Origin of the sequence: Nocardia alni (genome assembly GCF_019038435.1) — a bacterium.
Classification (GTDB): domain Bacteria; phylum Actinomycetota; class Actinomycetes; order Mycobacteriales; family Mycobacteriaceae; genus Nocardia; species Nocardia alni.
In genome coordinates, this window is sequence record NZ_JAGPOX010000031.1 from 1 (window position 1) to 26,333 (window position 26,333).

Sequence of the window (26,333 nt, forward strand, 5' to 3'; positions counted from 1 at the left end):
TCCGTCGTCGGCAGCGTCAGATGGGTATAAGAGACAGGTGGACAGCTGGGGGGTGTCGATGGAGTACACCTGCTCGTAGCCGTCGATCAACGTCGGTTCCTTGCCCGGAATCGTGCCCTCGGACTGGCGGACCCGGCCCTCGATGTGCTGGCGGCCGGGCGGCGGTTCGGCGATCGGGGGCAGGTGCGAGCCGTCGGCGGCCCCGACCAGACCACGGTTGACCAGTAGGACCCGGCCGTCGTCCAGGCGGAATTCGGCCAAGACGCCGTAGGCGGGCTTGTCGTTCAAGCGTTGCAGCCGCTGTAGCACGGTCGAGCCGGGCACATAGCTGCCGTCGGCGGTGACGCGCCGCCACTCGGTGTCCTTTGTGCTCGAATGCCCGAGCATCGTGGTGACCGGGACGGGGTCGGCCTGCACCGAGGAGGCGATCAGGTTGTTGCGGTGCGAGGTGCGGATGTTCTTACCCAGCTGCCACGGCGCGAGCACGGTGAAGCACAGGTAGGCGAAGGCGACCACCACCAGGAACAGGATCACCCAGTTGGGTCGCAGCAGGAAGGTCAGACGGCGCAGGAGGTTCATCGGGGATCACCGTCGGCGCCGAGCCGCTCGCGCACCCACTCGAGCAGGCCGGGGACGGCCGCCTCGATCTTCTCGCGGACCTCTTCGAAATCTCGATCGTCGCCGTAGTACGGGTCCTCGACGTCGGGGCCGGGAGCGTGCGGGTCGAAACTGCGCAGCAGGCGGCTGCGCCCGGTGGGCACCCGCAGCTGCCGCAACGAGCGCTCGTGCCCGCGATCCATGCCGACCAGCAGATCCGCGTCGAGCTGATCGCGGCCGATCCGCTGCGCCACATGCCCGATCGGGTAGCCGTGCCGCTTCAGCACCGCCGTGGTGCGCGGATCGGCGTCCTCGCCGGCGTGCCACGCGCTGGTCCCGGCACTGCTCACGCGCACCCGATCCGCGAGTCCGGCCCGCTCGACGTGCGCGGCGAAAATCTTCTCGGCCATCGGCGACCGGCAGATGTTGCCGGTGCAGATGAAGGTCACGTGCAGATCGCCCACGACAGCCATTGTGTCGGTTCACCCTGTGTGACGGCCACGTAGGGTATATCGCTGTGCCCGAGGACACCCCGGCCGCGCGCAGCTCGCGGCCCCCATCGTGGCCCTCACCAGGGCCTGCGCCCGTTCGCGCCCAGGTCCGCGACGCGGTCGGACCGGTCGGCGCCCGTCCATTCCCGCAGGGCCGGGTTGCGGCGCAGCCCGATCGGCCAGCGGATTCGGATGCGGCCGGTGTGCCCGCCACCGGAGCGGATCAGGGTCCGCCGCCCGCCCCGGGATCGGCGTTCGGTCGGCAGAGGTCCGGTCGTGGTCGGGATGTCGAGCCTGCGTCGGTGGTTGGTGGGGAGCGGTCCGGTCGTGGTCGGGATGTCGAACCCGTGTCGGTGGTTGGTGGGGAGAGCCCCGGTCGTGGCCGGGATGTCGAGCCCGCGTCGGGCGATGTGAGCGAATCGGTGCTTGCCGCACGACGGACCGGCGGGGGCGCGGCCCGGACGTGCGATGTCGCGAACGAGGGCTCGATCGAGGTCGATCGGGTCAAGCTGCGGCATCACGGTGATGTGGATGTGCGGCCCGGGATGCTGGACTTCGCGGTCAATGTGCAGGGGAGCGGGCCGCCCGAGTGGTTGCGGGAGCGGCTGGCGGCACGACTGGGTGCGTTGGGGAGCTATCCGGGTGAGGCCGAGGAGTTCGCCGCCCGGTCCGTGGTGGCGGCGCGGCACGGGCGCGCCCCCGAGGAGGTGCTGCTGCTGGCCGGGGCCGCCGAGGGGTTCGCGATGCTGCCCCGGCTGTCGCCGGGCCTGGCGGCGGTGATCCACCCCTCGTTCACCGAACCCGAGTTGGCGCTGCGCGAGGCCGGGACGCCACTGGCCCGGGTGGTGCTGCCCGACCCGTACGTGCTCGATCCCGCGCTGGTGCCCGAGGCGGCCGATCTGGTGGTGCTGGGCAATCCGACGAACCCCACCTCGGTGCTGCATCCCGCCGAGACGATCCTGGCGCTGCGGCGGCCGGACCGGGTGGTCGTGGTCGACGAGGCATTCGCCGACGCCGTGCCCGATGAGCCGGAATCACTTGCTGCCCAGTCCCTCCCGGATGTTCTGGTGCTGCGCAGCCTGACCAAGACCTGGGCCCTGGCGGGCCTGCGCTGCGGATACTTCCTCGGTCCCGCACCCCTGCTGGAGCGCCTGCGACACGGCCGCGCGCACTGGCCGCTGGGCGCCCTGCAACTGGAAGCGATCGCCGCGACCGGCGATCCCGCCGCTGTCGCCGAATCCCGTTCCCGCGCAGTGCGAATCGCCGCCGACCGCGCCGCGATGATTTCCCGCCTGCGTGAGCTGGGCATCGCGGTCCACGAACCCGCCCACGGCCCGTTCCTGCTGATCCGAGTCCCCGACGCCGAACTGCTTCGCAAACGCCTGGCCGAACTCGGCGTCGCGGTCCGCCGCGGCGACACCTTCCCCGGTCTGGACCCCGGCCACCTGCGCCTGGCGGTGCGCGCCCCGGCGGAGGTCGACCGCCTGATCGCGGCCCTGCACGAGGTCGGACTGTGATTGTCCCGGCGAATCCGTCTGGGGTGCAACGGGTTACTGTGCATCCGGCGAAAAGTGCAGGGGTGACCGATAGGTTTCGGAGGCGGCCGGGCAGTACCCCGGCTTGTTCGATCGGGTTGTCGTCCTAGCATGCTGCGGGCCGTCGGTGCGGTACCCGATGCGGTCCGCCCGCGGAACCGGTGGGTGATGGTGTGGCGGAAGATCAGTGGTCGAGCGTAGGAGGTACGAGGTGGTGGCTGTCCTTTCCGCACTGAGCGCCGGCATCCCGCGTCGGTCGAGCGGGCTGTCATCTCGGCATGCCGGCGGCTGGAGTCCCGGGACTCGAGACTCCGGCCGATTGCCCGGTTCGATCTCGGCCACGAGCACCGCGGCCGGCGGAGGAGGTTTCGGATGGCACGGGTGACGTTGGGTGAGCTGATCGCGGTGCTGGACGCCGCGTATCCGCCGTCGCTGGCCGAGTCGTGGGATTCGGTGGGGCTGGTGTGCGGGGATCCGGGGGAGGCGGTGTCGCGGGTGATGTTCGCGGTGGACGCTACCGCGGCGGTGGTGGACGAGGCTATCGGTTGGGGCGCACAGGCTTTGGTGGTGCACCATCCGCTGCTGCTGCGCGGGGTGGACACTGTGGCGGCGAGTACGCCCAAGGGGGCGCTGCTGCATCGGCTGATTCGCAATGGGTGCGCGCTGTTCACCGCGCACACCAACGCCGACTCCGCCGACCCGGGTGTCTCCGATGCGCTCGCCCACGCGCTGGGATTGCGGGTGAGCGGTCCACTCGAGCCGAAATCGGCGGCGGGCGTGGATCAGTGGACGGTCAACGTGCCGCTCGAGCATGCCGACGCGGTGCTGAGTGCCCTGTTCTCGGCCGGCGCGGGCGGCAGCGGCAACTACGGGGAGGCGGCGTGGCGGGCGCCGGGCACCCAGCAGTTCCGGCCCCTGCCGGGCGCGGAACCTGCCCTCGGCCGCATCGGTCAACTCGAACGGGTGGCCGAGGAGCGGATCGAGGTCGTCGCGCCGCCCTCGGCCAGGGGTGCGGTCCTCGCGGCCCTGCGTGCCGCGCACCCCTACGAGGAGCCCGCCTACCACGTGACCGAACGCGCGGCCCTGCGCACCGGCCAGGGGCTCGGGCGCGTCGGGGAGCTGCCGGAGCCGGAAACGTTGCGCCGCTTCACCGCTCGCGTCCGCGCCGCACTGCCCGGCACCGTCTGGGGCGTGCGCGCGGCCGGCGATCCCGAACGCAGGATCTCCACGGTCGCCGTCTGTGGCGGCGCGGGTGATTCGTTCCTGGGCACGGTGCGCCGGCTCGGCGTGGACGCGTACGTCACCGCCGACCTGCGCCACCACCCCGTCGACGAACACCTCCGCGCGGGTGGACCCGCCCTGGTCGACGCCGCCCACTGGGCCACCGAACAGCCCTGGTGCGCCCAGGCCGAGGGCATCGTCCGCTTCGGCCTCCCAGCCCTCGAGACCCGCGTCAGCACCCTGCGCACCGACCCCTGGACCGTCGGCACCGTGGACTGATCACAGCCGCCCCGGTGACACGTTCGTCCGCCGCGGCCCAATGGGTGTGTCATTCGGTCGGCGTTGCGGCGCTGAGGATTTCGGGGCTGCCGGATCAGACGACTGTGATATTCGGTCGGTTGGGCCGAACGAGTGTCACACAGGGGCGACATGGCACTCCTTCTGTTGCGCAACGGATCCGACTGGCCCCGAGGGCCAAGCGTCGCATTCGGTCGGCTGAAGCGGATGAATGCGGGTCCGAGCGGTCAGGCGGTGTGGATGGTGGGCTCGTGGGCGATGGGGAAGTTCATCGAGTTGGCGATGTAGCAGCGCTTGTGCGCCTCGGAGTGCAGGTCGCGGGCCGTATCGGCGCGGGCCGGGTCGGTGATGGTCACCCGGGGACGAAGGGTGATCTGCTGGAAGCGCTCGTCGTCCATGACGCCGACGGCGGCGTCCCGGTAGTCCGTGACGACGATTCCCGCGTCGGCGCACAGATGCAGGTACCACAGCATGTGGCATTCGGACGCGGCCGCGACCAGCAGCTGTTCCGGATTCCAGCGGGTGGGGTCGCCCCGGAACTTCGGGTCGGCGCTGCCCGGAATCGGGGGCCGTCCCGGCGCCCGCGCCTCGTGGTCGCGGGAGTAGGAGCGGTAGTCGGTGGTCGCCCCGCTCCAGCCGACCTCGATCTCGTACCGATGTTCACTCACGGACAGAGGTTGGCACATCAGCGATCCTGCCGCCGCTGGATTATCCCGTCCGTCCTGTGAAACGGCGCGGACTAGGTGAAACGCCGGGGTTGGGGTGCGAGGCGCCGGGTGGAGAGTACGGTGGAGAGTCTGTGTCGGTTCACCCGAGCCGAGGCCGTGCCGATTTCGGGCACCTTGTGACATGTCCATAGTTGTCGAGGAGTACGTCCCGCGTTGAACAACGTCGAACAACCGATCCAGGCCAAGCTGCTCGACCTCGCGGCAGTCGATGCCGAGCTGACGCGGATCACACATCGCCGTAAGGTTCTGCCCGAACAGCAGGAGGTGGAGCGGTTCGAGGCCGAACGCACTTCCCGTAAGGATGCGGCGGTGAAGGTCGAGATCCAGCTCGATGACCTCGACCGGGACATTCGCAAGCTGGAGACCGAGGTCGACGCCGTGCGCAAGCGCGAGCTGCGCGACCGGGGCATGCTCGAGAACAGTTCGGTCGGCGCCAAGCAACTCTCCGAACTCCAGCACGAGCTGGGCAGCCTGGAACGCCGCCGCAACGCGCTGGAGGACGATCTGCTCGAGGTCATGGAGCGGCGCGAGGCCGCGGTCGCCGACCACGAGCACAGCGGGGCCAACCTGACCAAGGCCGAACAGGACCTCGTCGAGGCTCAGCGCCGCCGGGACGACGCCCTGGCCGATCTCGATGTCGCGGCCCAGCGCTGCGCCGGTGATCGCGAGAAACTTCTCACGGCCTTCCCTGCGGAACTGTTGTCGGTGTACGACAAGCAGCGCACCCAGCACGGCGTGGGCGCGGCGCTGCTGCAGGCCCGCCGCTGCGGCGCCTGCCGGATCGAACTGGACCGCGGGGAGATCGCCCGGATCGCCAAGGCCGCACCGGATGCCGTGCTGCGTTGCCCCGAATGCGGTGCGATCATGGTGCGCACCAAGCAGTCCGGGCTGTAGTCGTGCGGGTGATCGTCGAGGCGGACGGTGGTTCACGGGGCAATCCGGGCCCGGCCGGATACGGCGCGGTGGTCTGGGATTCCGATCATCGCGCGGTACTGGCCGAGCGCAAGGAATACCTCGGCGCCACAACCAATAACGTCGCCGAATACCGTGGGCTGATCGCGGGCCTGGATGCCGCGGCCGAACTGGGCGCGCGCGAGGTCGACGTCCGTATGGACTCCAAGCTCGTCGTGGAGCAGATGTGCGGCCGCTGGCAGGTCAAGCACCCGTCGATGATTCCGCTCGCCGAGCGGGCTCGAGGGCTGGTCGCCGGCTTCGACCGCGTCGGATTCACCTGGATTCCGCGCAAACAGAACTCGCACGCGGACCGGTTGGCGAACGAGGCGATGGACGCTGGCCGCACCGTCGACGAGGTACGCGATGCGGATCGCGCTGCGGGACAATCGGATACCAGGACCGCTGCCGCCGATCGGGAGTCGAGCCCTCCGGCCGCCGATCGGGTGGGAACCGCGGCGCGCTCGGCGGCGGAAGCTGCGGGAACGGCTGTCGGTGTGGAGCGCTCGCTGCCGAGTTGGATCGACGAGGCGGCCGATGCCCGTGCGGCGCAGGCGAAGTCGGACAGTGCGCCAAGCCCCGGCTGGACCGGGGCGCAGGGGCGGCCCACTCGCTTCCTGCTGCTGCGGCACGGCCAGACGGAATTGTCCGTGCAGCGGCGTTATTCGGGGCGGGGGAATCCGCCGCTGACCGCGCTCGGGCGCGAGCAGGCGGCGCGGGCGGCGAAATATCTTGCGGCCAAGGGTGATATCGCCGCGGTGGTGACCTCGCCGCTGGGGCGGGCGCAGGAGACCGCGCGGGCGGCAGCAACCGCACTCGGTGTTCCCGTGCGGGTGCTGGATCGGCTCATCGAAACCGACTTCGGTGAGTGGGAGGGGCTCACGTTCACCGAAGCGGCGCAGCGTGATCCGGAGCTGCATTCCCGATGGCTTCGCGATTCGTCCATCCCGGCGCCGGGTGGCGAGAGCTTCGACGCGGTGCGGGAGCGGATCGAGGCGGCGCGCGCCGATCTGACCGGCCTGTATCCGGGCGAGACCATCGTGGTCGTCAGCCACGTGACCCCGATCAAGACCCTGCTGCAACTGGCCCTGGGCGTGGGCCCGTCCCTGCTGTACCGCCTGCATCTGGACCTGGCATCACTGTCGATCGCCGAGTTCTACCCGGACGGCGGTTCTTCGGTGCGTCTGGCCAACGAGACGTCGTATTTGCAATAGGTCGGCCATCCGGGAAGCGCCCGTCATTCTCGGATGCCGGGAAGTATCTGTCATTCCGGGATGACGGGCTGAACGGCTCCGGCGTGAGGCTGTGGGCTTGCCGGTAGGACGGGCATGCATACTGAAATTCACTGGCCCATAATGTATTTGACGGTCGGCCCGGCGGTCCAGCCGCCGTCGACGGCGAGTTCCGCGCCGGTGATGTAGGAGGCGGCGTCCGAAAGCAGGAAGGTGACCGCGTCGGCGATCTCGACCGGCTCGCCGACCCGGCCCATCGGGGTGTTCGGATAGTTCCCCTCACCCTGCACGATGCCGATGACCGAGGTCATCGGGGTGTAGGTCATGCCGGGATGGACCGAGTTGACGCGGATCCTGGCGGTTCCCAGCTCGACCGCGGCGATCTTGGACAGCCCGCGCACACCCCATTTGGACGCGCCGTAACCGGCCGTCAGCGCCATGCCCATCAACCCCGCGGCCGACGAGATGTTCACGATCGCACCGCCGCCGCGCCGAGTCAGCTCCGGGATGATGGTCTTCATACCGATGAACACACCGGTCAGATTGATGTCGACGACGCGCCGGAAATGTTCGACGGTCTCCTCCGCCACCAACCCGCCGGTGGTGACCCCCGCGTTGTTCACCAGGCCGTCGACCCCGCCGAACTCCCGGACGGCGAACTTCAGCGCGGCCTGCCAGTCCTGTTCGGAGGTGACGTCGTGGTGCAGGAATCGGGCCCGCTCGCCCAGTTCCGCCGCGGTGGCCTTGCCCTCGTCGTCCAGCACGTCGGTCAGCACGACGTCGGCTCCGGCGGCCAGCGCCTGCCGCCCGGCCTCGGCGCCGAGGCCGCGGGCGCCGCCGGTGATCAGGATGGTCTTGCCGGTGAGATCTATGGTGGTCATGTCCTCTCTTCTATGCCCCGGACCCGGCTCGATACCGCGTGAGTCCCGTTGAGCGGACCGCTCAGCACAGCCCGGCCAGCTTGTACAGCACCAGCGATCCGGCGACCGCGACGTTGAGGCTGAGCCCGGTGCCGATCATCGGAATCTCCACGGCCAGATCCAGCATCTCCAGCCCCTCCGGCGGAATGCCCGTGCTCTCGTGCCCGAGCACCATGACCGTGCGCCTGCGGGCGGCGGGCAGGTCGGCCAGGCGAATCGACTCGTCGGTCAGTTCGACCCCGACGATCGCCGATCCGCCGCGTCGCTGCCGGTCCAGCCAGCGCTCGGCGCGGCCGTCGACCCAGTGCACACAGGTCCTGCGCCGCAACGTATTTCCGTGTTCCAGTGCCTCGGGCACCCACGGCCGCCGCGGTACCGCCAGGCATGCGCCGACCGCGTCGCAGGTGCGCAGCAGCGTGCCCAGATTGACACCGTATTTGGGCCACAGCGGGGCGGCGATCAGATGATTCCAGCAGGAGTGCGAGCGGGAGCGGCGTTGACCGCGGATCTCGGCGGGCGTCCGCGCCCGCGCGGCGCTCATCGTCGCTCGGGAAGTGCCTTCCCAAGAGATCTGACGTACTTGTCGGTCTGGTGGTCTCGTCCAGCGCCCGGTAGGTGTCCGGGTCGGTGGTCGGAGTTGGTACGACGCATCGTGGGATAGGTGCTTCGCGGCGCACCGGGGCCATCGCCGAGGTGGAGTGTGGAATCGTCCACCGGAACCAGATCAACGGTACATGCTCGTCGCCCGCTCGACATCGGGGCCTGCTCTACGGCGGTGCCGCGCCGGGGCGTTCAACGCAGCGCGCGCGACATCCGGTATTCCGGGGCCGAGTGCGATCCCTTGGTATCGCGCGTATCTCCGGTCGGGGTGAAACCCATTCTGCGATAGAGCTTTTCGGCCGCGGTATTACCCTCCATCACCCACAGACGCAGTTCGGTGTGCCCGGCCGCGCGGGCCCATTCGCTCACGGCCTCGATCAGCCGCACCGAAACTCCGGTGCCTCGCGCCTGCGGTGCGACGAACATCGTCACCAGCAGGGGAAGCCCGTCCTCGTGCAGTCCGCCCGCACAGCCGACCACCTCCGAGGAGTCCTCGGCGACGAATATGGTGCGCGTGGTGAACCACTGCCGCCAGTGCGCGTCATCCCACGTCTGCGCCTCCTCCAGCAGGGTGGAGAAGATCCCCGGCGGAGATCCGGCCAGGGCGAGCAGCCGCGCGGTCCGCGCCGTTTGCCACTCCTGCGCGGGCACCTGTCGCACGATCATGAAACCGATACTGCCCCGTTCGAGCGCGAGTGGGCAATCGGATTTCCTACGGCCGCAGCACCGACACCAGGAAATCGGTCTGGTCGTAGACGGCCTTCTCGAACCAGTCGTCGAAGTAGATGTCGAAATGACCGATCGGATACCGTTTGACGATCGCGTGCTTGGTGCGCTGGGCCGCCTTGAGCGAGGTGCGGATCGGCGCCACGGAATCGTCGTCGCACAACGAGTACAGCACCGGCACCTTGATCCCCTTGGTGCGCCGCCACGGGGTGTCGAACAGCACCCGCATGCCGATGCGCGCGGCGACCTTCGGCTTGTACGTCTCGCTCTCCTCGGCCAGGCGCCCGAACCCCTCCGGTACGTCCCGCGCGCCCATCAGCGCCGCGGAATGCCTGCGGCCGGCCAGCCGCACCTTGATCGGCCTGCGGATGAGCGTGCCGATCAGCAGGTCGAGGGTCGCCATGAACCCCGTCCGGAACAAGCCGATCGGACCCTTGGCCCCCGCAGAGGCCCAGCCGCTGGTGAACGGGCACTGCGCGACCACCGCCGCCAGATAATCGTCCTCGCGTGCGATGGACAGCACGTGCCCGCCGCCGAACGAGGTGCCCCACAACGCGATTCGCGTCGCGTCGAAACCCTTCACGGTGCGCGCGTACTGGATCGCCGCGCGCCAATCGTCGCGCTGGCGGCCGATGCTGATCAGCTGGCGTGGTGCGCCGGTGCTGGCCCCGAAATGCCGGTAGTCGAACACGAGCGCGCCCATTCCGGCGGCGACGAACCGACGTGCGTACCGATCCAGTCCCATCTCACGGTTTGCGCCGAGCCCGTGCGCCATGATCACCAGGGGGCGCGGCTTGGGCGGCCCGTCCGGCCTATAGAGCCACGCTGCACACTCTTCGCTTCCCGACGGGAACCCCACCTCGACACGCTCCATGGGCGAATACGGTACTTGTTCGCGTTCGGTCGCGCTGCGCTGGATCCCCGGTCGGGGCGGTAAAACGGGCCGAAGTGGGTAGCCGGGTGGGCCCGCGATGCGCGATACGGCATAATTTGCGCCGACGAGTCGGTCGGGCGACCGCGTCGCCGGGAACGGGCACAACTGTGCCGCTGCCCGGCTTCGAGGAAAGTCCGGACTCCACAGAGCAGGGCGGTTGTTAACGGCAACCCGGGGTGACCCGCGGGACAGTGCCACAGAGAACAGACCGCCGACGCACACGCGTCGGTAAGGGTGAAACGGTGCGGTAAGAGCGCACCAGCGCCCCGGGTGACCGGGGCGGCTCGGTAAACCCCGCCCGGAGCAAGGTCGAAGGTCGCACTCCCCGGAGTGCGACTGCGCGGATGTTCGAGGGCTGCTCGCCCGAGTCCGCGGGTGGACCGCTCGAGGTGCCCGGCAACGGTGCATCCAGATGGATGGTCGCCACCTGATGCGAATCAGGTACAGGATCCGGCTTACAGACCGACTCGTCCTTTATTTTTAGCCTCCGCTTCGCGGCGGCGGGTTTTCGGCGCCCTGGGGGCGCGTCGGGGTCGATGCCGTGGACCTGCCGATAGCACGGCTGTAGGGGTTGGACTATCCGTCGTGTGCTTCGAGCTCGGTCGCCAGCGTCTGTTGGGTGGCTGCCCACGACGCCAGGAGCGCTAAATTGTCAGCGGTCGGCGTGCCCGTGGGTGCGGTGTAGACGTTGAGGTGCAGGCCGGGCTCGGCGGGCAGCTCCAGGGACTCGACGTCCAAGTCGAGCCGGTCCACGATCGGATGGTGCACCCGCTTGCGTCCGGACCGGTGCAGCCGCACGTCCCGAGATGCCCACCGCTGCCGGAATAGCTCACTGCACGTTGACAGTTCGCCGACCAGGGCGATCAGCTCCTCGTCGTGCGGATTGCGCCCGGCTTCCATGCGCAGCTTCGCGGCCACGTTACCGGCAATGTGGTCGTAGTCGACAAAGAAATCTCTGGCCGCCTCGGGAGCTAGATAGACGAACCGCGCGGTGTTCGCGGGCCGTCGCGGGTCGGCCAGCACCGGTGAATACAGCGCGCGGGCGAGTTGATTCATGGCCAGCACGTCATAACGGCCGTTGCAAATCCAAGCTGGCGCATCGGTGATGGCATCGAGCACCTGCTGCAGCGTCGAGCGCACCGTCACGGCAGGCCTGCGCCGGCGTGGGCCGCTGGGCGCCCCGGATCGGCGCGCGAGGTGGAACAGGTGGTCGCGCTCGGCCTCGTCGAGTTGCAAGGCAGAGGCCAACGCGTCGAGCACGCCGTCGGAGGCGCCGGCGAGGCTGCCGCGCTCGATGCGCACGTAGTAGTCGACCGATACCCCCGCCAATAACGCTACCTCCTCGCGACGCAGACCTTTGACCCGGCGATTGCCGCCGTAAGCGGGCAGGCCCGCCTGCTCGGGTGTGATGCGGGCGCGACGCGAGCTGAGAAATTCCCGGATATCGGTGCGTAGATCCGTCGTGGCCATACCCCTCACCGTAAGGCTGTCCCGCAGTCCAAGGGAGGCACTGCGGGTACCCCGACGACTGCGTTGAGACCCGACTTGGGGGCCGTCGGCCGCTGGTAAAGCCTCGCGCCGATGCCTAGGTACCCGATGCGGTTGTGGCGATGCCGCCGTCTACCGGGATGATGGCGCCTGTGAGGTAGGACCCGGCCCGACTGGCGAGGAACACGGCGATACCGGCCATGTCGTCGTCACGGCCGAGCCGGCGCAGAGGGGCCTTCGCCGCGATCGTGTCGCCGATGGCATCGAGGGTGGACGCCATCATCTGCGACGGGAACGGTCCCGGTGCTACCGCGTTCACCGTGACGTGCTGTGGGCCCAGCTCTCTGGCAAGCACTCTGGTGAGTTGATGGAGTGCCGCTTTGCTGCCGGCGTACGAGTAGTTGGGCGACTCGGCGACGTGGATGGCGGCGATACTGCCGATGTTGATGATCCGCGCGGGATCATCGGCGGTGCCGGCCCTGCGAAGCGCCGGGAGCAGCGCCTGCACCAGCCAGAACGGCGACTTGAGGTTGAGGTCGATCACTGTGTTCCAGGCCTCGTCCGGGAACGTCGCCAGCGGCTCGCGCCACATCGCTCCCGCGTTGTTGACGAGGATGTCCAGGCGTTCCGAGTCGACCTTGACAAGATCAGCGAGGCGCTGACACTCGTCGTGCCGGGACAGGTCGGCGGGGATTGTTCGAACGTCGCCGAATTCGGACAGTAGATGCTGTGCCTCCGCGCACGTGTCTGCATTGCGTGAGCTGATAATGACGCGGGCGCCCGCCTGGAGAAGGCCGCGCGCTATCATCATCCCAATGCCCCTGGTGCCGCCAGTGACAAGGGCGTACTTCCCACTCAGATCGAAAAGTTCCGTGTGAGTGGTGAATTGGTTGTCCGCCATTGGTCTCCGCCCTTTCTGTCGTGGAAGAATGCGCCGACCCGGTCGCGCATTCCGCGCAGCTGAATTGAACTGATGGGGGTAAAGCTGCAATGTGTGTCCATGGAGTGTTCGCGGCGCTTTCGGGCCGACTCGACCAGATTGACAGGCGTTGTGGACGTGTGGGAGACCCTGGGGATACAGGTACTGTGAGAGCCCGGTTGCTTCCATGGCGACTCACGGGTTCCAGAACGAATAAACGCCACATGCGCAGAGTGTCAATCCATTAGGCAAGGGGGGTCTCTCAGTACCTGTATCAGGAGGGGCTCCCCGCGGGCCGCAAGGCCTGCTTAACCTGTGGTCGGTTTCCGGCTGAACGCAGGGAAGCAATGGGCCAGATAATCTTTTCCGAAGGAGCACCTCTAGTGCAAAAGCGCAAACTTGGACAACAACTCGAAGTTTCAGCCCTGGGGCTCGGCTGCATGGGCATGAGTTTCTTCTACGGTTCGCCCCCGGACCCAGCCGAGATGACGAAGCTGCTGCGGGCGGCGGTTGACCGCGGCGTGACTTTCTTCGACACCGCCGAAGTCTATGGCCCTTTTACCAATGAAGAGCTCGTCGGTCAGGCGCTGGCTCCGGTGCGGGACCAGGTGGTGATAGCCACCAAGTTCGGTATCAAGCACGGCGAACACGGGCCGACCCCGACGTCGGGGGTCGACAGCCGACCCGAGCAGATCCGCCGAGCGACCGAGGCCTCGCTCACCCGTCTTCGAACCGAATGCATCGACCTGCTCTATCAACACCGCGTCGATCCCGACGTGCCCATTGAAGACGTGGCCGGCACGGTGAAAGAGCTGATTTCCGAAGGTAAGGTCAAGCACTTCGGTTTGTCGGAGGCCGGCGCGACGACGATCAGCCGCGCCCACGCTGTGCAGCCTGTGGCGGCGCTGCAAAGTGAATACTCGCTCTGGATGCGAGAGCACGAGGCCGATATCATCCCGACCTTGGAGAAGCTGGGCATTGGTCTGGTGCCCTACAGTCCGCTCGGGAAGGGCTATCTGACCGGCAAAATCGATTCCAGCACGTCGCTGGCCGACAACGACCTGCGCCGCTCCCTGCCGCGCTTCACACCGGAAGCACGACAGGCCAACCAGGCACTGGTCGAGCTGCTCCAGCAGATTGCCGACGACAAGGGAGCTACGCCGGCCCAGATCGCCCTCGCCTGGGTGCTGGCGCAAAAGCCGTGGTTCGTGCCGATCCCCGGCACCACCAAGCCACACCGCCTGGAAGAGAACCTAGGTGCACTCGACGTCGAGCTGACGCCCGGCGACCTGCAGCGTATCGAGGAGACCGCGGATCGAATTCATATCCAGGGCGGGCGCGTTCCCGAGCAGTTGAAGTCACTGTTCGGCCGCTGACCCGCTCGAATTCCGCACCGGCCTCCGTCTGGTCGAGTCTGGTGCAGTTGGTCGACGTCGCCGGGGGTTTTCGGTGCTCGACGGCGCTGCCGCCGGGCACGTTCATCGGTTGCGTTGGTGGGGCATCGCACGCTTGTGGTGATCGTGCTCGCGCGGTGGGGCTGGCGGTGCAATGATCGATGCATCAGCCCGGTTTCGTTGGTGTGCCGGGCGACTCGCCTGGTGGTGCGATATGGATATTCTGGGCATCTTCGGCACGCTTGTGGGGGTGGTTGTCGTGGTGGGTGGGATCACGATGAGTACGGGGCTGCGGGTGGTGCAGCAGTACGAGAAGGGGCTGGTGTTCCGGCTCGGGCGGGTGCGGGAGGTGCGCGAGCCGGGGCTGCGGATGCTGATTCCGTTCGCGGACAAGATGCGCAAGGTCTCGACGCGGATCGTCACCATGCCGGTGCCCGGTCAGGAGGGCATCACCCGTGACAACGTCACCGTGCGGGTGGACGCGGTCGTGTATTTCCGGGTGGTCGATCCCGTGCAGGCGGTGGTGGAGGTCCAGGACTACCTGTTCGCCATCGCGCAGGTGGCGCAGACCTCGCTGCGCTCGATCATCGGCAAGAGCGAACTGGACGATCTGCTGTCCAATCGGGAACAGCTGAACAAGGGGCTCGAGCTGATGATCGACAGCCCGGCGCTGTCCTGGGGCGTGCACATCGATCGGGTGGAGATCAAGGACGTCGCGCTGCCCGAATCGCTGAAGCGTTCGATGTCCCGCCAGGCCGAGGCCGAACGCGAGCGCCGCGCCCGCGTCATCACCGCCGAGGGCGAACTGCAGGCCTCGCAGAAACTCGCGGACGCGGGCGCGACGATGGCCGCCGCGCCCGCCGCCTTGCAACTTCGCCTGCTGCAGACGGTGGTGGAGGTTGCGGCGGAGAAGAATTCGACGCTGGTGCTCCCGTTCCCGGTGGAACTGTTGCGTTTCCTGGAACGTTGGACTCCGCCCGAGCAGGCCGCCGCCGCGCCCGGGCCCGATACCGCCGCACCCGACGACGCCGCCGAGACGGAGTCCGACGGTCCGGCAGGGGAACTCGAATCACACCCGCTGCTCGCCGAGCCGGAACTCCGAACCGGCGCCACGGACGTCGAGACCGCCGAGCGGGATCACCCCGGGGACTGATCCGGTCGCGGTGACCGCGGACCCCGGCGACATCCTCCTGCGGAGCGCGCCGGGACCGATACGGTAGTGAGATGAAGTTCGACGAGATCGTCATCGAGACCGATCGGCTCGACTTCCCGGCGCTGGCCGTCGGCGAGGGTCCGATCGTGGTGTGCTGGCACGGATTTCCCGACCACCCCGCCACCTTCGGACCACTGGCCGAACGCCTGGTGGCCGCCGGCCGTCGAGTGGTGACCCCCTACCTGCGCGGACACCATCCGGCCACGGCGGACGCGATGCGGTACGCCGACGGGCTCACGATGGCCGCCGACGCGGCCGCGGTCGCTGAGGCCCTCGATCCCGACGCCGGTATCGATATGGTGGGCCACGATATCGGCGCGGGCATCGTGGCGCGGGTGGCCGCGGCGTGGCCCGAGCGGCTGCGGCGGGGCGTCACCATGGCCGTGCCGCCGCCGGCGACGCTGCGGACCCTGTTCGCCGATCCAGAACAGCAGAAGCGCTACTTCTACCTGTGGATGTTCCAGGTGCCGGGAGTCGCGGAGGCGATTCTGACCGCGAATCACGCGCTCGTGGACTATCTGTGGGCGAGCTGGTCCCCGGGCCTGGATCCGGGCGAACACCTGGATCGCGTGCACGCCATCTATGGTGACCCTTCCTTGTCCGCCAACGCATTACGGTTGTATCGGGCCAATTTCGATACCTCCCTGCATGATCCCGGGCTGACAGCCCTGGCGGCGAAAACCGAAGCCCCGGCCTCGATCCCGCTCCTGGTTCTGGCGGGCGAGCGGGACGGCTGTATCCCGCCCTCCGGGTTCGCCGCCGCACGAGACGGCCTCGCTCCCGGTTCTCGCGTCGAGACGATTTCCAGCGCAGGCCATTTCATGCACCTGGACAGGCCCGACGTGGTAGCGACGGCGATCCTCGACTGGATCGACTCGTAGCCCGGCAATTTGATCGGCCCGAGCATTACCGGTGTGTGAACCCGTGTGTCTCGGAGGCAAATTGATGCGACGTATCGGCAAGGGGGCTATCGTTATCCGGTCGAGATCTCTGGTAAAAAGGACCCTTGTGACCGGCTCTGTAGTGGGGCGTTGGCCGGTAATACGCGACGTTGTCGCCTGCGGGTTCGTGCTGGTTCATCCCCGGTTCGGTTGCCGCGTAAAGGTACTGGTGCGACGCTGAGCGCGTGTATACGTCCGCGCGGCCGCACAGGGGGTACGCCGAGATCACCCCGGCTTACCGGCTTCTCGACATAGTGCACAGCACGGCTCTCCGGTGGGCCGAGCGACGGCTGCGCAGTGAGTTCACAATCCTGTTCGACGCCAATACGATTCACGATTTCCTCTACGACTCGTACGAGGAGATCGGGTCGAGCGCCGCCGTGCGGCTGTATCTGCCGCTGCTGGCCGAGCGCTTCGCCCGCGAGCGGTTGCATCTGCGGGCCAAGGTGGAGGGCCGGGTCGAGCACGCGATACCGGTGGTGCTGTTCCTGTGCACGTACAACGCCGGGCGTTCCCAGATCGCGCTGGGCTTCTTCGAGCACTACGCACAGGATCGGGCGCTGGGCTGGTCCGGGGGGTCCGAGCCGAGCGGCGGGCTGAATCCGGCGGCCGTCGCGGCGATGGCCGAGAGGGAAATCGACATCTCGCATGAATTTCCCAAGACCTGGACCGACGAGATCATCGGGGCCGCGGACATCATCGTCACCATGGGGTGCGGCGACGTGTGCCCCCTCGCGCCCGGTGTGCGGTACGAGGATTGGATCGTGGACGATCCGGCGGGGCTGTCGGTGGCCGAGGTACGCCCGATCCGCGACGACATCGAACGTCGCGTCAGAGGATTGCTGACCGAACTCGATCTGCCCCTGGGGTTCTGAGACTCACCGCATCGGATATATGACGACGGCGGCCCCGATTCGGGACCGCCGGCGCGTCGTTCGATGACCGGTTGTCTACCCGGCCGGACTGATCACCAGGATCGATGCCCAGTGGGCGGCCTGCTCGGGACCGAGGACGGGCAACAGATAGTCGTAGACGATGGACGACATACGGTAAAGAACTCCCTCACGGATCGGCTGGTGTTGTCGCACTAGGACACACCCGGGCGTAAATGGACGGCCCGGGTCACACCTGGCACAGGGTAACAGCGGCCCGATCGATGTGCAGGGAGAGCGAACAATCGGGCGGAATCCGGCATACGCCGCACAGCGCGCAGACGGTGGTGGCCCGGATTGTCCGATCTCGCCCGGGGACATGTCGTACGGCGGTCAAGGGGGGTGAACCCATCCTGGCGGCCGCGTGTGAGTGATGTCTGTTCGCTCTGATGGCGGGCGTGGATCACATGTCGCGCCACGCCCATTGATTGCTCGGGATTACATGGCGTGCCGAATGTCCGATTCGCGCTGGCGTGGTCGGCTGGGTACCGGCCGCCCGGTCGATGGATGCCGCGAATGCGCAGGCACCCCATGCCCTGCCGGATCCGCCTGCCCGATGCGCGGCCGCCGCCCGTCCGGAATCCGGCAGATCCGGCCGAGATTCGATTGTTATCGGCGTGTCGAGCGTGGCGATCCGCTTTGAAGTGGCCGGAACGGTGACTGACGTCATAAAGTGTTGCGGGTTGGAAGGTTTCATCGGCGGGGGTGCCGGTGAAACCAAGGGTGTCCACGAACTTCGGAAAGCAGGTTCTGTTTATATGCGTGTAGTTCGCAAGTTGGTTGCCGGTGCGCTGGTTGCCGGTGCCGCTTCGGTTTTGGCTGTGCTCGGGACCGGGTCCGCGTCCGCGGTCGCAGTCACGCCGATGGCGGGTGGGGTTCAGGTCGACCTCACCCCCGGTGACACCCAGTGGGTGCACCAGACTCACTTCGGGGACACCCTCGGTGCGCTTCCGCACCCGTCGGCGGCGTCGTTCGGACAGGCGCTGGATTCGGCGGCCGATCTGTCGTCCAAGTATCCGGATGGGCGGGTCGTGTTCACCATCTACGGGCCGATCGATCAGCTGAACGGCACGATGCTGGCACTGCAGTAGATCACGCAAGGCGCGTTCCGATCGCCGCAGTGCGAGCCATGCGGTCGGGAACGCGCTCATTGCACCGAAATTCGGCCGTCCCCGGGCAGTTCGCCCGGGGACGGTTTTTTCATGCCGCCCGCATCTCGTGTCGGGTCGTTCGAGCCCGCGTCGCCACTGCGGCACGTGATACGCGGGCGCGTGTCATCGGTGATAGTGGGTGCGCACGAATTCCGTGGCCGCGGGGTACTGTTCGAGCGCCTTGCGCGCGGCGTCGGCCTCGGACTGGTAGAGCCGGTCGAATGCCGAGGTGCTCGCGGCGCGGCTGCGCCCGGCGGCCAGGTGGATCGTCGTCATGGCCTCGATCGCGTCGCGGTGGTCGCCGAGCACGGACTGCAATTTCTTGGCGCGCTCGGCCAATTCGGTGGCCGGATCGCCCAGCACCTGCGCGGCCGCCTCGGCGCTGTAGCGCAACCGCTTGGCGTACTTGCGGATATCGTGCAGGTGCTCGATCCGCTCGGATTCCCCGACGGCCGGATCCGCGCGCACCGCGGCCTCGTCCCGCACCAGGCGGCGCAGCCCGCCGAAGTCGTCCCGCAGTACCGTCGAGAACACCCGGGTGGCCTCGGATCCGGCACGCCGCGAATGCAGCGGGGGATCGCGGCGCAGGTCGAGCAGGGCGGTTCGCAGGCGTGCGTAGCGGGGGCCGTCGAGTTCGGTCAGCAGCCGTTCGTGCGCGGAGACATACAGCGCGCGTTCGTGCTTCACCAGTCCGCGAATGGTGCGCAGCTGGGCCTTGCGATTGCCGTCCGGTGCGGACGGGGCTTCGGCGAGCGGTGTCGAGTGCTCGCTCCGATCGCCCGGCCGGGCCGATCGATACTCCTCCAGCAGCGCCGCGAACCGTTCTCCGCGCACCTCCGCATCGCGTGCCTCGCCGAGAAGTCCTGCCAGCCAGCGCAATTCTTCGCGGATCTCACCGGCGGCCGAGGCGCGCAACACCTTCCGATACGAACGCAGCACGCTGCGCAGCCTCCGGGTGGCCACTCGCATCTGATGCACCGAGTCCGGAAGATCCTCGCGCACATCGGGTTCGGCCCGCAGCAGCCGGTCGACATCGTCGTCGATCGCGGCGACGAGGGCGGGACCGGCCGTGGTGTTCATCAGCTACCCCGGAACTTGTCGGTGGCCTCGATCAGCTGGTGCACGATGCCGGGTTCGGAGGCGGCGTGCCCGGCGTCGGGGACGATGTGCAGTTGCGAGCCAGGCCAGGCGCGGTGCAGATCCCACGCGCTCACCGCCGGGCAGACGACATCGTGCCGGCCCTGCACGATGACGCCGGGAATGTCCCGGATGCGGTCGATGTCGCGCAGCAGCTGGCCCTCCTCGAGGAAGCCCTGGTTGACGAAGTAATGGTTCTCGATGCGGGCGAAGGCCACTGCGAAGCGTTCCTCACCGGACTCCGTGACGCGGTCCGGATTCGGCAGCAGGGCGCTGGTGGCGCCCTCCCAGGTCGACCATGCGACGGCGGCGGCTGTCGCGACCCGCTGGTCGGGGGAGTGCAGCAGTGTGTGATAGACGGTCACGAGATCTCCTCGACGCGCGCCTTCCGGCACCGGCGCCAGGAACTTTTCCCATTCGTCAGGGTACACATATCCTGCCGAACCGTTGTAGTACCAGTCGATCTCCTTGCGCCGCAACAGGAATACCCCGCGCAGCACGAGTTCGGTGACGCGCTCGGGATGCGTCTGGGCGTACGCCAGCGCGAGTGTGGAGCCCCAGGAACCGCCGAACACCTGCCAGCGGTCGACGTCCAGATGGGTGCGGAGCCGCTCGATGTCCGCGACCAGATGCCAGGTGGTGTTGGTCTCCAGGCCGGCGCCGTCGGCGATATGCGGGGTGGAGCGTCCGCACCCCCGCTGATCGAACAGCACGATCCGGTACGCGCTCGGATCGAAGAACCGCCGATGCATCGGGGCGGTCGCGCCGCCGGGGCCGCCGTGCAGGAACACCACGGGCTTGCCGTCCGGGTTGCCGCACTCCTCCCAGTAGAGCCGCTGGCCGTCACCGACATCGAGCAGGCCGTGCCGATTCGGTTCCAGGGGCGGGTACAGGGTGCGCATCAGCCCAGAATGCCCGACGCGAAACTCTGCAGGTTCAGCGCCTGCAACGCCCGGGTGCGGATGTCGGGACAGTTCTTGATAGTGATGCGGTCGATCATCCCCTTGTCGGCCAGCACCCGGGCGCTCATCGGCAGCCCACCGTTGCCCAGCGCCCACTGGTGCACAGTGATGTTCAGCGCGGCGCCGCCCAGCGTCGGACCCTGCACGTCCCAGTCCGACAACTGCGGCTTGATCTGATCGCACAGGCTCTGGCCCGCCGAGTCCGAGGGATCGGCCTGCGAGGCGCTGCTCGTCGAGGTCGGGGTGGTCGTGCCGGTGGCGGTGCTCGACCCCGGACCGCTGGATCCGGCGGGGGCGGGTGATCCGCTGGTCCCGCATCCGGCGACCGCCATCACCGCGGCGAACCCCGCGATTCCCAACGCTCCGCGAGTCGTCCACTGGCCCTGAGACATCTGCACCCTTTGCCTACCCTTGTAGCGAATCCTTCACATCGAGTCTGCCATTGGTTACGCGCACCGCACCACTTCACGGCGCCGCGAGCAGACCACGGCCCCGGCTCGCGCCCGGGTCAGACGGCGATGCCGGACCACTGCGTGGCGGTATAGGGCCGGTCGCCACGGGTGCCGTCCCACGCGCTGATGATCAGCGTCAGATTCGACGAATCGGTGCTGCCGGGGTGGATGTAGCCGCCGTACAGATTCCTCAGCACCGGCAGCCCGACGTGGCCCGGCATGGTGATGTCGCCGACCACCTGCGTCTTGGGGTCGGTCCAGATCCGGTCCGGCCGGGGTGCGGTGCGGGTGCGGATGCTGTAGTCGGTGCAGTCGAAATAGCTCATGACGTACTCGCCGCCGATCCGCTTCACCGAGAATTCGCCGATGTTGTTGCCGTTGTCGAACAGCTGCGACGCCGGGGCCTGCGCGGCGGGCACCCACTGCCAGCTGCCGTTCAACCACGCCCAGTTCTGGCGCGCGGAGAAGGTCCCGGCGAAGAAATCGGTCGGCAGATAGCGGAACAGCTGGATCCGTCCGGCGTCGCCGGTGTAGTTGTGGCTGCCGTTCCACGCCTTGCTGAAGATGTAGAGGTAGCCGTCAACGGGGTCGACACCGGCGAACGACCACATCAGTTCCAGGCTGCCGTTGCTGCCCTGGGCGGCGCCCGGCCAATGCGTGGGGAAGTCCAGCCAGGTGGCGCCGTTGTCGTCGGAGTACGCGACACCGCCCTGCAGCGAGCCGTCGTTGGCGCTGCCCGGCGCGACCCACTGATTCACCGAGGTGTACTGGATGAAGATCCGGTTACTGCCGCCCACGTTCAGAGTGATTGCGTCATTGGGGATTCGGCTGACCTCCGAGCCGAATCCGTTGTCCGCGTTGTGCTGATAATTGAACAGCTGGGCACAGGTCGGATGCGGCTGTGACCAGGTGAAGGTGATCGGCGAGGCGCCCGTGGCGTCGAATGCGCTCTGGTACAGCATCACCGGGCTGCCGATATACGGATCGGTGGCCTCCTGACCGGTGAAACTGTCTCCGAACACGTAACCCCATGTGTTGTCGTACCGGAGGTAAGGGATACCGAGATCGGCAGAGCCGAGACCGTATCCGGACGCCGAATCACCGGCGTTGTCGCACAGATATGTGCCCTCCTGGGACATGAATCATCCTTCCCTCATCAGGTAGTACCGGCCGGCAGCTCAACGGCATACGGCGCCAAGGTCACTCGGCTCGGCGGTCGCGAAGTGTACGCGTCACACGATGCCGCGCAACTGTTGTACGACACGATGCCCCCGGTCCCGGGCACACAGGCCGCATAACGCAAAGTATCCGGTGTGCCATGGTCGCACACCGGATACTTCGCGATCGAGCTCGGTTTCGTCCTAGAAGCTGTGCTCCGGCCCCGGGTACACCCCGCGCCGCACCTCGTCGGCATAGGTCGCCGCCGCCTCGCGCAGCTGATCACCCAGGCGCGCGAAATGCTTGACGAACTTCGCGGTCTTCCCGCTGGTGTAGGCCGCCATGTCCTGCCAAACCAGAACCTGCGCGTCGCATTCGGCCCCGGCGCCGATGCCGACGGTAGGAATGGTCAGCTTGCGGGTGACCTGACCGGCCAGTTCGGCCGGGACCATCTCCAGCACCACCGCGAACGCGCCGGCCTCCTGCACCGCGATCGCGTCGTGGACCAGTTGCTCGGCCGCGTCACCGCGACCCTGCACCCGGAATCCACCGAGGGTGTTGACGCTCTGCGGGGTGAACCCGATATGCGCCATCACCGGGATCCCGGCGGCGGTCAGCGTGGCGATGGTGTCGGCCGCGCGCTCGCCGCCCTCGAGTTTCACCGCTTGCGCGCCGCCCTCCTTCATGAACCGCACCGCGCTGGCCAGGGCCTGTTGCGGTGAGCTCTCATAGGAGCCGAACGGCAGGTCGGCGACGACCAGGGCGTGCGGCGCGCCGCGTACCACGCCGCGTACCAGCGGGATCAGCTCGTCGACGGTGATCGGCACGGTGGTGTCGTAGCCGTACACCACGTTGGCGGCCGAATCGCCGACCAGCAGGACCGGGATGCCGGCCTCTTCGAACAGCGTCGCTGTGGAGTAGTCGTAGGCGGTGAGCATCGCCCACTTCTCGCCGGCGGATTTGCGCTGCGCCAGGTGCTGCACGCGCGTCTTGCGCTTGGGCGTCTCCTTGGCGGCGCCGTAAGCAGGGGTTTCCGTTTCGGATGCGGACATCATCGTCTCTTTCGTCGGTGCCTCGAGGCCCACTGGGTCCCCGGGTTGATGTGACGTCTTCAGGATGCCACCGGGCCGGCACCCGGCGAAGGGGTAGCGACCATGGACTTCGTCACAGAACGACCGCCGACTTGCGCTGAAGCGACCATGGAGTTCACCACGGCCGACGAGATGCGAGGATCTTCGTCATGCCGTTGTTGCGATCCGGTCGCGTCGCCGCCGTCGTGGCCCTCATGTGTGTGGCCGCCGCGTGCTCTACGTCGTCCAAGCAAGCCCAGCCCACGCCCAATACCGCCGCGCTACAGAAGTTCTATCAGCAGGTCCCGAAGTGGGGCAGCTGCGATGGATTCGGTGACGCGGACGACCGGATGCCCAAGACCGCCGAGTGCACCCACATCAGCGTGCCGATCGACTACGACAACCCCACCGGCCCGACCGCGCAGATCGCGGTGTCCCGGATCAAGGCGACCGGCCAGAAGATCGGCTCGCTGCTGTTCAACCCCGGCGGCCCCGGTGAGGCCGGTATCTGGATGGCCCAGCAGGGCCAGGACACCACGCTGGCGCAGCGTTTCGACCGGATCGGCTTCGACCCGCGCGGCACGGGCGACTCCTCGCCGCTGATCGAATGCCTGACCGCCAAGCAGTGGGACGCCGAGCGGGCCGAGCCGAACAAGCTCAACAACCCCGCGGGCATCGCCGCGCAGGAGACCGAGGACAAGCAGTTCGCCGCGCATTGCAGCCAGCGCACCGGCAACGATTTCCTCGCGCATGTCGGCACCCGTGAGGTCGTGCAGGACATGGACGTCATCCGGGGCGTGCTGGGCGACGCGAAGATGAACTACGTCGGCTACTCCTACGGCACCCGCCTGGGCTACACGTACGCGGAGAAGTTCCCGGACAAGGTCCGCGCGATGGTGCTGGACGGCGCGGTCGATCCGGACGAGGGCCCGGTACAGGACTCGGTCGATCAGGGCGCGGGCTTCCAGAAGGCGTTCGACATGTACGCCCAGGACTGCGCGAGCAAGCCAGACTGCCCGCTGGGCCAGGACCCCGCGCAGGCCAACGCCCAGTTCCACAAGCTGGTCGACCCGCTGTGGAACCACCCCGCGCCCACGCAGGACGGCCGCGGGCTGGTCTACAGCGACGCGATCACCGGCGTGCAGAACACGCTGTACGCCAGCGACAACTGGGATGTGCTGTCCAAGGGCCTGACCGAGCTGCGCGCCGGCGCCGGCGACATCCTGCTGAAACTGGCCGACCTGTACGACGGCCGCCGCAAGGACGGCACGTACGACAACTCCCAGGACGCGTTCCTGTCCATCCACTGCGTCGATGATCCGGCCATCAAGGACCGCGCGGTCGCGGCCAAGGAGGACGCCGAATACCGCAAGGTCGCCCCGTTCCTGGACGACGGCCACGGCACGAACATGTCCCCGCTGGACACCTGCGCGTTCTGGCCGGAGCCCAACACCGAAACCCCCCACAAACTCTCGATCCCGAGCCTGCCCAAGACGGTCGTCATCTCCACCACCAACGACCCGGCCACGCCGTATCAGTCGGGTGTCGACCTGGCCCAACAGCTGAACGCCTCGCTGATCACCAACCGCGGCACCCGGCACACGGTCTTCCTGTCCGGCGGCGTGCCCTGCGTGGACAACGCGGTCTTGGACTACCTGATCGACCTGAAGCAACCGGCGCAGGGGTTGACCTGCGGGTAACGATGTCGTTTCGGCCAACCCCGCCAACGTGACCACCAACGCGCCCAGCGGCGAATCGTCTCTGTGCGCCGGAAATCTCAGGCGGAGGCTATAACAACCCGCCGGAGCGAAGCGGAGGCCAAAAACGCAGCTGATATCTATAGCGCGTCGATGACCCTCATGTAACACGGATTTAACTCGGCATGCTTACGCTCGCGCGTATGGATCGCCAGAAAGAATTCGTGCTGCGCACGCTGGAGGAGCGGGACATTCGGTTCGTGCGACTCTGGTTCACCGATGTGCTGGGGTATCTGAAGTCGGTGGCGATCGCTCCCGCCGAACTCGAGGGCGCCTTCGAGGAGGGCATCGGGTTCGACGGGTCGGCCATCGAGGGCTTCGCCCGCGTCTCGGAGGCCGATATGGTCGCCAAGCCGGACCCGTCCACCTTCCAGGTGCTGCCCTGGTCGACCAGCCGGGGCAATCAGCACTCGGCGCGGATGTTCTGCGATATCGCGATGCCGGACGGCTCGCCGTCGTGGGCCGATCCGCGCCACGTGCTGCGTCGTCAGCTGAACAAGGCCGGGGATCTGGGCTTCAGCTGCTACGTGCATCCGGAGATCGAATTCTTCCTGCTGAAGGACCTGCCGGACGGTTCGGCGCCGGTCCCGGCCGACACCGGCGGCTTCTTCGATCAGGCGGTGCACGATTCGGCGCCCAACTTCCGCCGGCACGCCATCGACGCGCTGGAGTCGATGAGCATCTCGGTGGAGTTCAGCCATCACGAGGGCGCGCCCGGCCAGCAGGAGATCGACCTGCGCTACGCCGACGCGCTGTCCATGGCGGACAACGTGATGACCTTCCGCTACCTGATCAAAGAGGTCGCGATCGACGAGGGCGTGCGCGCCACGTTCATGCCCAAGCCGTTCTCCGAATATCCGGGCTCGGCGATGCACACGCATATGAGCCTGTTCGAGGGCGAGGCCAACGCCTTCGCCGATCCGGACGATCCGAACAACCTGTCGGAGACCGCGCGGGCGTTCATCGCGGGCATTCTGGAGCACGCCCCGGAGATCAGCGCGGTCACCAACCAGTGGGTGAACTCGTACAAGCGCCTGGTGCACGGCGGCGAGGCGCCGACCGCGGCGTCCTGGGGCCGGTCGAATCGCTCTGCGCTGGTTCGGGTTCCGATGTACACGCCGAACAAGTCCTCCTCGCGCCGGGTGGAGATCCGTACCCCCGACTCGGCCTGCAACCCATACCTGACCTTCGCGGTGCTGCTCGCGGCCGGTCTGCGCGGAATCGAGAAGGGCTACACGCTGCCGCCGGAGGCCGAGGACGACGTGTGGTCGCTGACCGCCGCCGAGCGCCGGGCCATGGGCTTCAAGGAACTGCCGGCCAGCCTGGACGACGCGCTCAAGGCGATGGAGCGTTCGGAGCTGGTCGCCGAGACCCTGGGCGAGCACGTGTTCGACTTCTTCCTGCGCAACAAGCGACTGGAGTGGGCCGGCTACCGCGCGCAGGTCACGCCGTTCGAGCTCAAGGAGTACCTGGGCCTGTAGATCCCACGCCGGAGCGCCGGCGAAGCCCCGGACCGCCACGAGCCGG

At 67.7% G+C, this 26,333-nt stretch carries 26 protein-coding genes and 1 other RNA gene; 12 read left to right on the forward strand and 15 right to left on the reverse strand.

The window, feature by feature from the left end:
* From JZ791_RS47320 to JZ791_RS14390, 3 genes are all read right to left on the reverse strand, one after another.
* Positions 1 to 579: SURF1 family protein (locus JZ791_RS47320; protein ID WP_305802011.1), on the reverse strand; the 579-nt coding region annotated here is incomplete at its 3' end.
* On the reverse strand, positions 576 to 1,070 hold the full coding sequence (locus tag JZ791_RS14385; protein WP_216895005.1) for a low molecular weight protein-tyrosine-phosphatase: 495 nt from the start codon (positions 1,068 to 1,070) through the stop codon (positions 576 to 578). The genes JZ791_RS14385 and JZ791_RS47320, both read right to left, overlap by 4 nt.
* 95 nt (positions 1,071 to 1,165) lie before the next feature.
* Positions 1,166 to 1,606 (reverse strand): hypothetical protein, encoded by a 441-nt coding sequence (locus JZ791_RS14390; RefSeq protein WP_216895137.1) that lies wholly within the window; start codon positions 1,604 to 1,606, stop codon positions 1,166 to 1,168.
* 27 nt (positions 1,607 to 1,633) lie between these two features.
* On the opposite strand from JZ791_RS14390, the gene cobC reads away from it, so the two are divergent.
* Together cobC and JZ791_RS14400 are read left to right on the forward strand one after the other, a co-directional pair.
* Positions 1,634 to 2,605: an Rv2231c family histidinol phosphate aminotransferase CobC gene (gene cobC, locus JZ791_RS14395; protein WP_498049400.1), complete on the forward strand. Its 972-nt coding sequence runs from the start codon at positions 1,634 to 1,636 to the stop codon at positions 2,603 to 2,605.
* A gap of 390 nt (positions 2,606 to 2,995) precedes the next feature.
* Complete coding sequence (locus tag JZ791_RS14400) at positions 2,996 to 4,123, forward strand: Nif3-like dinuclear metal center hexameric protein (protein WP_216895007.1); 1,128 nt, start codon at positions 2,996 to 2,998, stop codon at positions 4,121 to 4,123.
* Between the two features lie 245 nt (positions 4,124 to 4,368).
* Here the strand turns inward: JZ791_RS14400 and JZ791_RS14405 are convergent, their stop codons facing one another.
* Positions 4,369 to 4,827: an OsmC family protein gene (locus JZ791_RS14405; protein WP_216895008.1), complete on the reverse strand. Its 459-nt coding sequence runs from the start codon at positions 4,825 to 4,827 to the stop codon at positions 4,369 to 4,371.
* Positions 4,828 to 5,022: 195 nt separating this feature from the next.
* Between JZ791_RS14405 and JZ791_RS14410 the strand changes: the two genes are divergently transcribed.
* Both JZ791_RS14410 and JZ791_RS14415 read left to right on the forward strand, forming a co-directional pair.
* Positions 5,023 to 5,763 (forward strand): zinc ribbon domain-containing protein, encoded by a 741-nt coding sequence (locus JZ791_RS14410; RefSeq protein ID WP_216895010.1) that lies wholly within the window; start codon positions 5,023 to 5,025, stop codon positions 5,761 to 5,763.
* Positions 5,721 to 7,034 (forward strand): bifunctional RNase H/acid phosphatase, encoded by a 1,314-nt coding sequence (locus JZ791_RS14415; protein WP_216895012.1) that lies wholly within the window; start codon positions 5,721 to 5,723, stop codon positions 7,032 to 7,034. The genes JZ791_RS14410 and JZ791_RS14415 overlap by 43 nt, the downstream gene beginning before the upstream one ends.
* A gap of 128 nt (positions 7,035 to 7,162) precedes the next feature.
* On the opposite strand, the gene JZ791_RS14420 is transcribed toward JZ791_RS14415, so the two are convergent.
* The 4 genes from JZ791_RS14420 to JZ791_RS14435 form a co-directional block, all read right to left on the reverse strand.
* The gene (locus JZ791_RS14420) at positions 7,163 to 7,933 is read right to left on the reverse strand and encodes a glucose 1-dehydrogenase (protein ID WP_216895014.1); all 771 of its coding nucleotides are present in this window, start codon (positions 7,931 to 7,933) and stop codon (positions 7,163 to 7,165) included.
* Between the two features lie 61 nt (positions 7,934 to 7,994).
* Positions 7,995 to 8,513: a TrmH family RNA methyltransferase gene (locus JZ791_RS14425; RefSeq protein ID WP_216895016.1), complete on the reverse strand. Its 519-nt coding sequence runs from the start codon at positions 8,511 to 8,513 to the stop codon at positions 7,995 to 7,997.
* 251 nt (positions 8,514 to 8,764) lie between these two features.
* Positions 8,765 to 9,238, reverse strand: coding sequence for a GNAT family N-acetyltransferase (locus JZ791_RS14430; RefSeq protein ID WP_216895018.1), 474 nt, complete (start codon positions 9,236 to 9,238; stop codon positions 8,765 to 8,767).
* A gap of 46 nt (positions 9,239 to 9,284) precedes the next feature.
* Positions 9,285 to 10,172: an alpha/beta hydrolase gene (locus JZ791_RS14435; protein ID WP_216895020.1), complete on the reverse strand. Its 888-nt coding sequence runs from the start codon at positions 10,170 to 10,172 to the stop codon at positions 9,285 to 9,287.
* A 125-nt stretch (positions 10,173 to 10,297) separates the two neighbouring features.
* Between JZ791_RS14435 and rnpB the strand changes: the two genes are divergently transcribed.
* An RNA gene (gene rnpB, locus JZ791_RS14440) (RNase P RNA component class A) lies at positions 10,298 to 10,706 on the forward strand.
* Positions 10,707 to 10,808: 102 nt separating this feature from the next.
* On the opposite strand, the gene JZ791_RS14445 is transcribed toward rnpB, so the two are convergent.
* Both JZ791_RS14445 and JZ791_RS14450 read right to left on the reverse strand, forming a co-directional pair.
* The gene (locus JZ791_RS14445; protein WP_216895021.1) at positions 10,809 to 11,702 is read right to left on the reverse strand and encodes a helix-turn-helix transcriptional regulator; all 894 of its coding nucleotides are present in this window, start codon (positions 11,700 to 11,702) and stop codon (positions 10,809 to 10,811) included.
* Positions 11,703 to 11,817: 115 nt separating this feature from the next.
* Entirely contained in the window at positions 11,818 to 12,621 is an 804-nt protein-coding gene (locus JZ791_RS14450; protein ID WP_216895023.1) for an SDR family oxidoreductase, read from the reverse strand.
* Positions 12,622 to 13,022: 401 nt separating this feature from the next.
* Here JZ791_RS14450 and JZ791_RS14455 point away from each other — a divergent pair, with 401 nt between their 5' ends.
* The 5 genes from JZ791_RS14455 (at position 13,023) to JZ791_RS44975 (ending at position 18,210) form a co-directional block, all read left to right on the forward strand.
* Complete coding sequence (locus tag JZ791_RS14455) at positions 13,023 to 14,015, forward strand: aldo/keto reductase (RefSeq protein ID WP_216895025.1); 993 nt, start codon at positions 13,023 to 13,025, stop codon at positions 14,013 to 14,015.
* 232 nt (positions 14,016 to 14,247) lie between these two features.
* Positions 14,248 to 15,186 (forward strand): SPFH domain-containing protein, encoded by a 939-nt coding sequence (locus JZ791_RS14460; RefSeq protein WP_216895027.1) that lies wholly within the window; start codon positions 14,248 to 14,250, stop codon positions 15,184 to 15,186.
* Positions 15,187 to 15,257: 71 nt separating this feature from the next.
* Positions 15,258 to 16,127, forward strand: coding sequence for an alpha/beta fold hydrolase (locus tag JZ791_RS14465; protein WP_216895029.1), 870 nt, complete (start codon positions 15,258 to 15,260; stop codon positions 16,125 to 16,127).
* Positions 16,128 to 16,372: 245 nt separating this feature from the next.
* A complete protein-coding gene (locus tag JZ791_RS14470; protein WP_438804521.1) occupies positions 16,373 to 17,062 on the forward strand; it encodes an arsenate reductase ArsC in 690 nt (229 codons plus the stop codon).
* A gap of 560 nt (positions 17,063 to 17,622) precedes the next feature.
* A complete protein-coding gene (locus JZ791_RS44975) occupies positions 17,623 to 18,210 on the forward strand; it encodes a hypothetical protein (protein ID WP_254205707.1) in 588 nt (195 codons plus the stop codon).
* Positions 18,211 to 18,393: 183 nt separating this feature from the next.
* Here JZ791_RS44975 and JZ791_RS14480 read toward each other — a convergent pair whose 3' ends face one another.
* From JZ791_RS14480 to panB, 5 genes are all read right to left on the reverse strand, one after another.
* Positions 18,394 to 19,350: a CHAD domain-containing protein gene (locus tag JZ791_RS14480; protein WP_216895031.1), complete on the reverse strand. Its 957-nt coding sequence runs from the start codon at positions 19,348 to 19,350 to the stop codon at positions 18,394 to 18,396.
* Positions 19,350 to 20,309 (reverse strand): prolyl aminopeptidase, encoded by a 960-nt coding sequence (gene pip / locus JZ791_RS14485; protein ID WP_216895033.1) that lies wholly within the window; start codon positions 20,307 to 20,309, stop codon positions 19,350 to 19,352. The genes JZ791_RS14480 and pip overlap by 1 nt, the downstream gene beginning before the upstream one ends.
* Positions 20,309 to 20,761, reverse strand: coding sequence for a hypothetical protein (locus JZ791_RS44980; RefSeq protein ID WP_254205708.1), 453 nt, complete (start codon positions 20,759 to 20,761; stop codon positions 20,309 to 20,311). Before JZ791_RS44980 ends, pip begins: the two co-directional genes overlap by 1 nt.
* A gap of 116 nt (positions 20,762 to 20,877) precedes the next feature.
* Complete coding sequence (locus tag JZ791_RS14495; RefSeq protein WP_216895035.1) at positions 20,878 to 21,960, reverse strand: DUF4185 domain-containing protein; 1,083 nt, start codon at positions 21,958 to 21,960, stop codon at positions 20,878 to 20,880.
* A gap of 222 nt (positions 21,961 to 22,182) precedes the next feature.
* On the reverse strand, positions 22,183 to 23,031 hold the full coding sequence (gene panB, locus JZ791_RS14500) for a 3-methyl-2-oxobutanoate hydroxymethyltransferase (protein WP_216895037.1): 849 nt from the start codon (positions 23,029 to 23,031) through the stop codon (positions 22,183 to 22,185).
* Between the two features lie 188 nt (positions 23,032 to 23,219).
* On the opposite strand from panB, the gene JZ791_RS14505 reads away from it, so the two are divergent.
* Positions 23,220 to 24,749 carry an alpha/beta hydrolase gene (locus tag JZ791_RS14505; RefSeq protein WP_216895039.1) on the forward strand — a complete coding sequence of 510 codons (1,530 nt, stop codon included), beginning with the start codon at positions 23,220 to 23,222 and terminating at the stop codon, positions 24,747 to 24,749.
* Between the two features lie 200 nt (positions 24,750 to 24,949).
* The gene (gene glnA / locus JZ791_RS14510; RefSeq protein WP_216895041.1) at positions 24,950 to 26,287 is read left to right on the forward strand and encodes a type I glutamate--ammonia ligase; all 1,338 of its coding nucleotides are present in this window, start codon (positions 24,950 to 24,952) and stop codon (positions 26,285 to 26,287) included.
* The last annotated feature ends 46 nt before the right edge of the window (positions 26,288 to 26,333 follow it).

Excerpts from the sequence above, each read along its gene's own strand:
- panB (WP_216895037.1), bottom strand. The coding sequence starts at position 23,031 with ATGTCCGCATCCGAAACGGAAACCCCTGCTTACGGCGCCGCCAAGGAG.
- JZ791_RS14460 (WP_216895027.1), top strand. The coding sequence starts at position 14,248 with ATGGATATTCTGGGCATCTTCGGCACGCTTGTGGGGGTGGTTGTCGTG.
- JZ791_RS14480 (WP_216895031.1), bottom strand. The coding sequence starts at position 19,350 with ATGAACACCACGGCCGGTCCCGCCCTCGTCGCCGCGATCGACGACGAT.
- JZ791_RS14450 (WP_216895023.1), bottom strand. The coding sequence starts at position 12,621 with ATGGCGGACAACCAATTCACCACTCACACGGAACTTTTCGATCTGAGT.
- JZ791_RS14390 (WP_216895137.1), bottom strand. The coding sequence starts at position 1,606 with ATGCCGCAGCTTGACCCGATCGACCTCGATCGAGCCCTCGTTCGCGAC.
- glnA (WP_216895041.1), top strand. The coding sequence starts at position 24,950 with ATGGATCGCCAGAAAGAATTCGTGCTGCGCACGCTGGAGGAGCGGGAC.
- JZ791_RS44980 (WP_254205708.1), bottom strand. The coding sequence starts at position 20,761 with ATGTCTCAGGGCCAGTGGACGACTCGCGGAGCGTTGGGAATCGCGGGG.
- JZ791_RS14430 (WP_216895018.1), bottom strand. The coding sequence starts at position 9,238 with ATGATCGTGCGACAGGTGCCCGCGCAGGAGTGGCAAACGGCGCGGACC.
- JZ791_RS14405 (WP_216895008.1), bottom strand. The coding sequence starts at position 4,827 with ATGTGCCAACCTCTGTCCGTGAGTGAACATCGGTACGAGATCGAGGTC.
- JZ791_RS14420 (WP_216895014.1), bottom strand. The coding sequence starts at position 7,933 with ATGACCACCATAGATCTCACCGGCAAGACCATCCTGATCACCGGCGGC.
- JZ791_RS14385 (WP_216895005.1), bottom strand. The coding sequence starts at position 1,070 with ATGGCTGTCGTGGGCGATCTGCACGTGACCTTCATCTGCACCGGCAAC.
- JZ791_RS14495 (WP_216895035.1), bottom strand. The coding sequence starts at position 21,960 with ATGTCCCAGGAGGGCACATATCTGTGCGACAACGCCGGTGATTCGGCG.
- JZ791_RS14505 (WP_216895039.1), top strand. The coding sequence starts at position 23,220 with ATGCCGTTGTTGCGATCCGGTCGCGTCGCCGCCGTCGTGGCCCTCATG.
- JZ791_RS14465 (WP_216895029.1), top strand. The coding sequence starts at position 15,258 with ATGAAGTTCGACGAGATCGTCATCGAGACCGATCGGCTCGACTTCCCG.
- JZ791_RS44975 (WP_254205707.1), top strand. The coding sequence starts at position 17,623 with ATGGATGCCGCGAATGCGCAGGCACCCCATGCCCTGCCGGATCCGCCT.
- pip (WP_216895033.1), bottom strand. The coding sequence starts at position 20,309 with ATGCGCACCCTGTACCCGCCCCTGGAACCGAATCGGCACGGCCTGCTC.
- JZ791_RS14425 (WP_216895016.1), bottom strand. The coding sequence starts at position 8,513 with ATGAGCGCCGCGCGGGCGCGGACGCCCGCCGAGATCCGCGGTCAACGC.
- JZ791_RS14435 (WP_216895020.1), bottom strand. The coding sequence starts at position 10,172 with ATGGAGCGTGTCGAGGTGGGGTTCCCGTCGGGAAGCGAAGAGTGTGCA.
- cobC (WP_498049400.1), top strand. The coding sequence starts at position 1,634 with ATGCTGGACTTCGCGGTCAATGTGCAGGGGAGCGGGCCGCCCGAGTGG.
- JZ791_RS14400 (WP_216895007.1), top strand. The coding sequence starts at position 2,996 with ATGGCACGGGTGACGTTGGGTGAGCTGATCGCGGTGCTGGACGCCGCG.
- JZ791_RS14415 (WP_216895012.1), top strand. The coding sequence starts at position 5,721 with ATGCGGTGCGATCATGGTGCGCACCAAGCAGTCCGGGCTGTAGTCGTG.
- JZ791_RS14445 (WP_216895021.1), bottom strand. The coding sequence starts at position 11,702 with ATGGCCACGACGGATCTACGCACCGATATCCGGGAATTTCTCAGCTCG.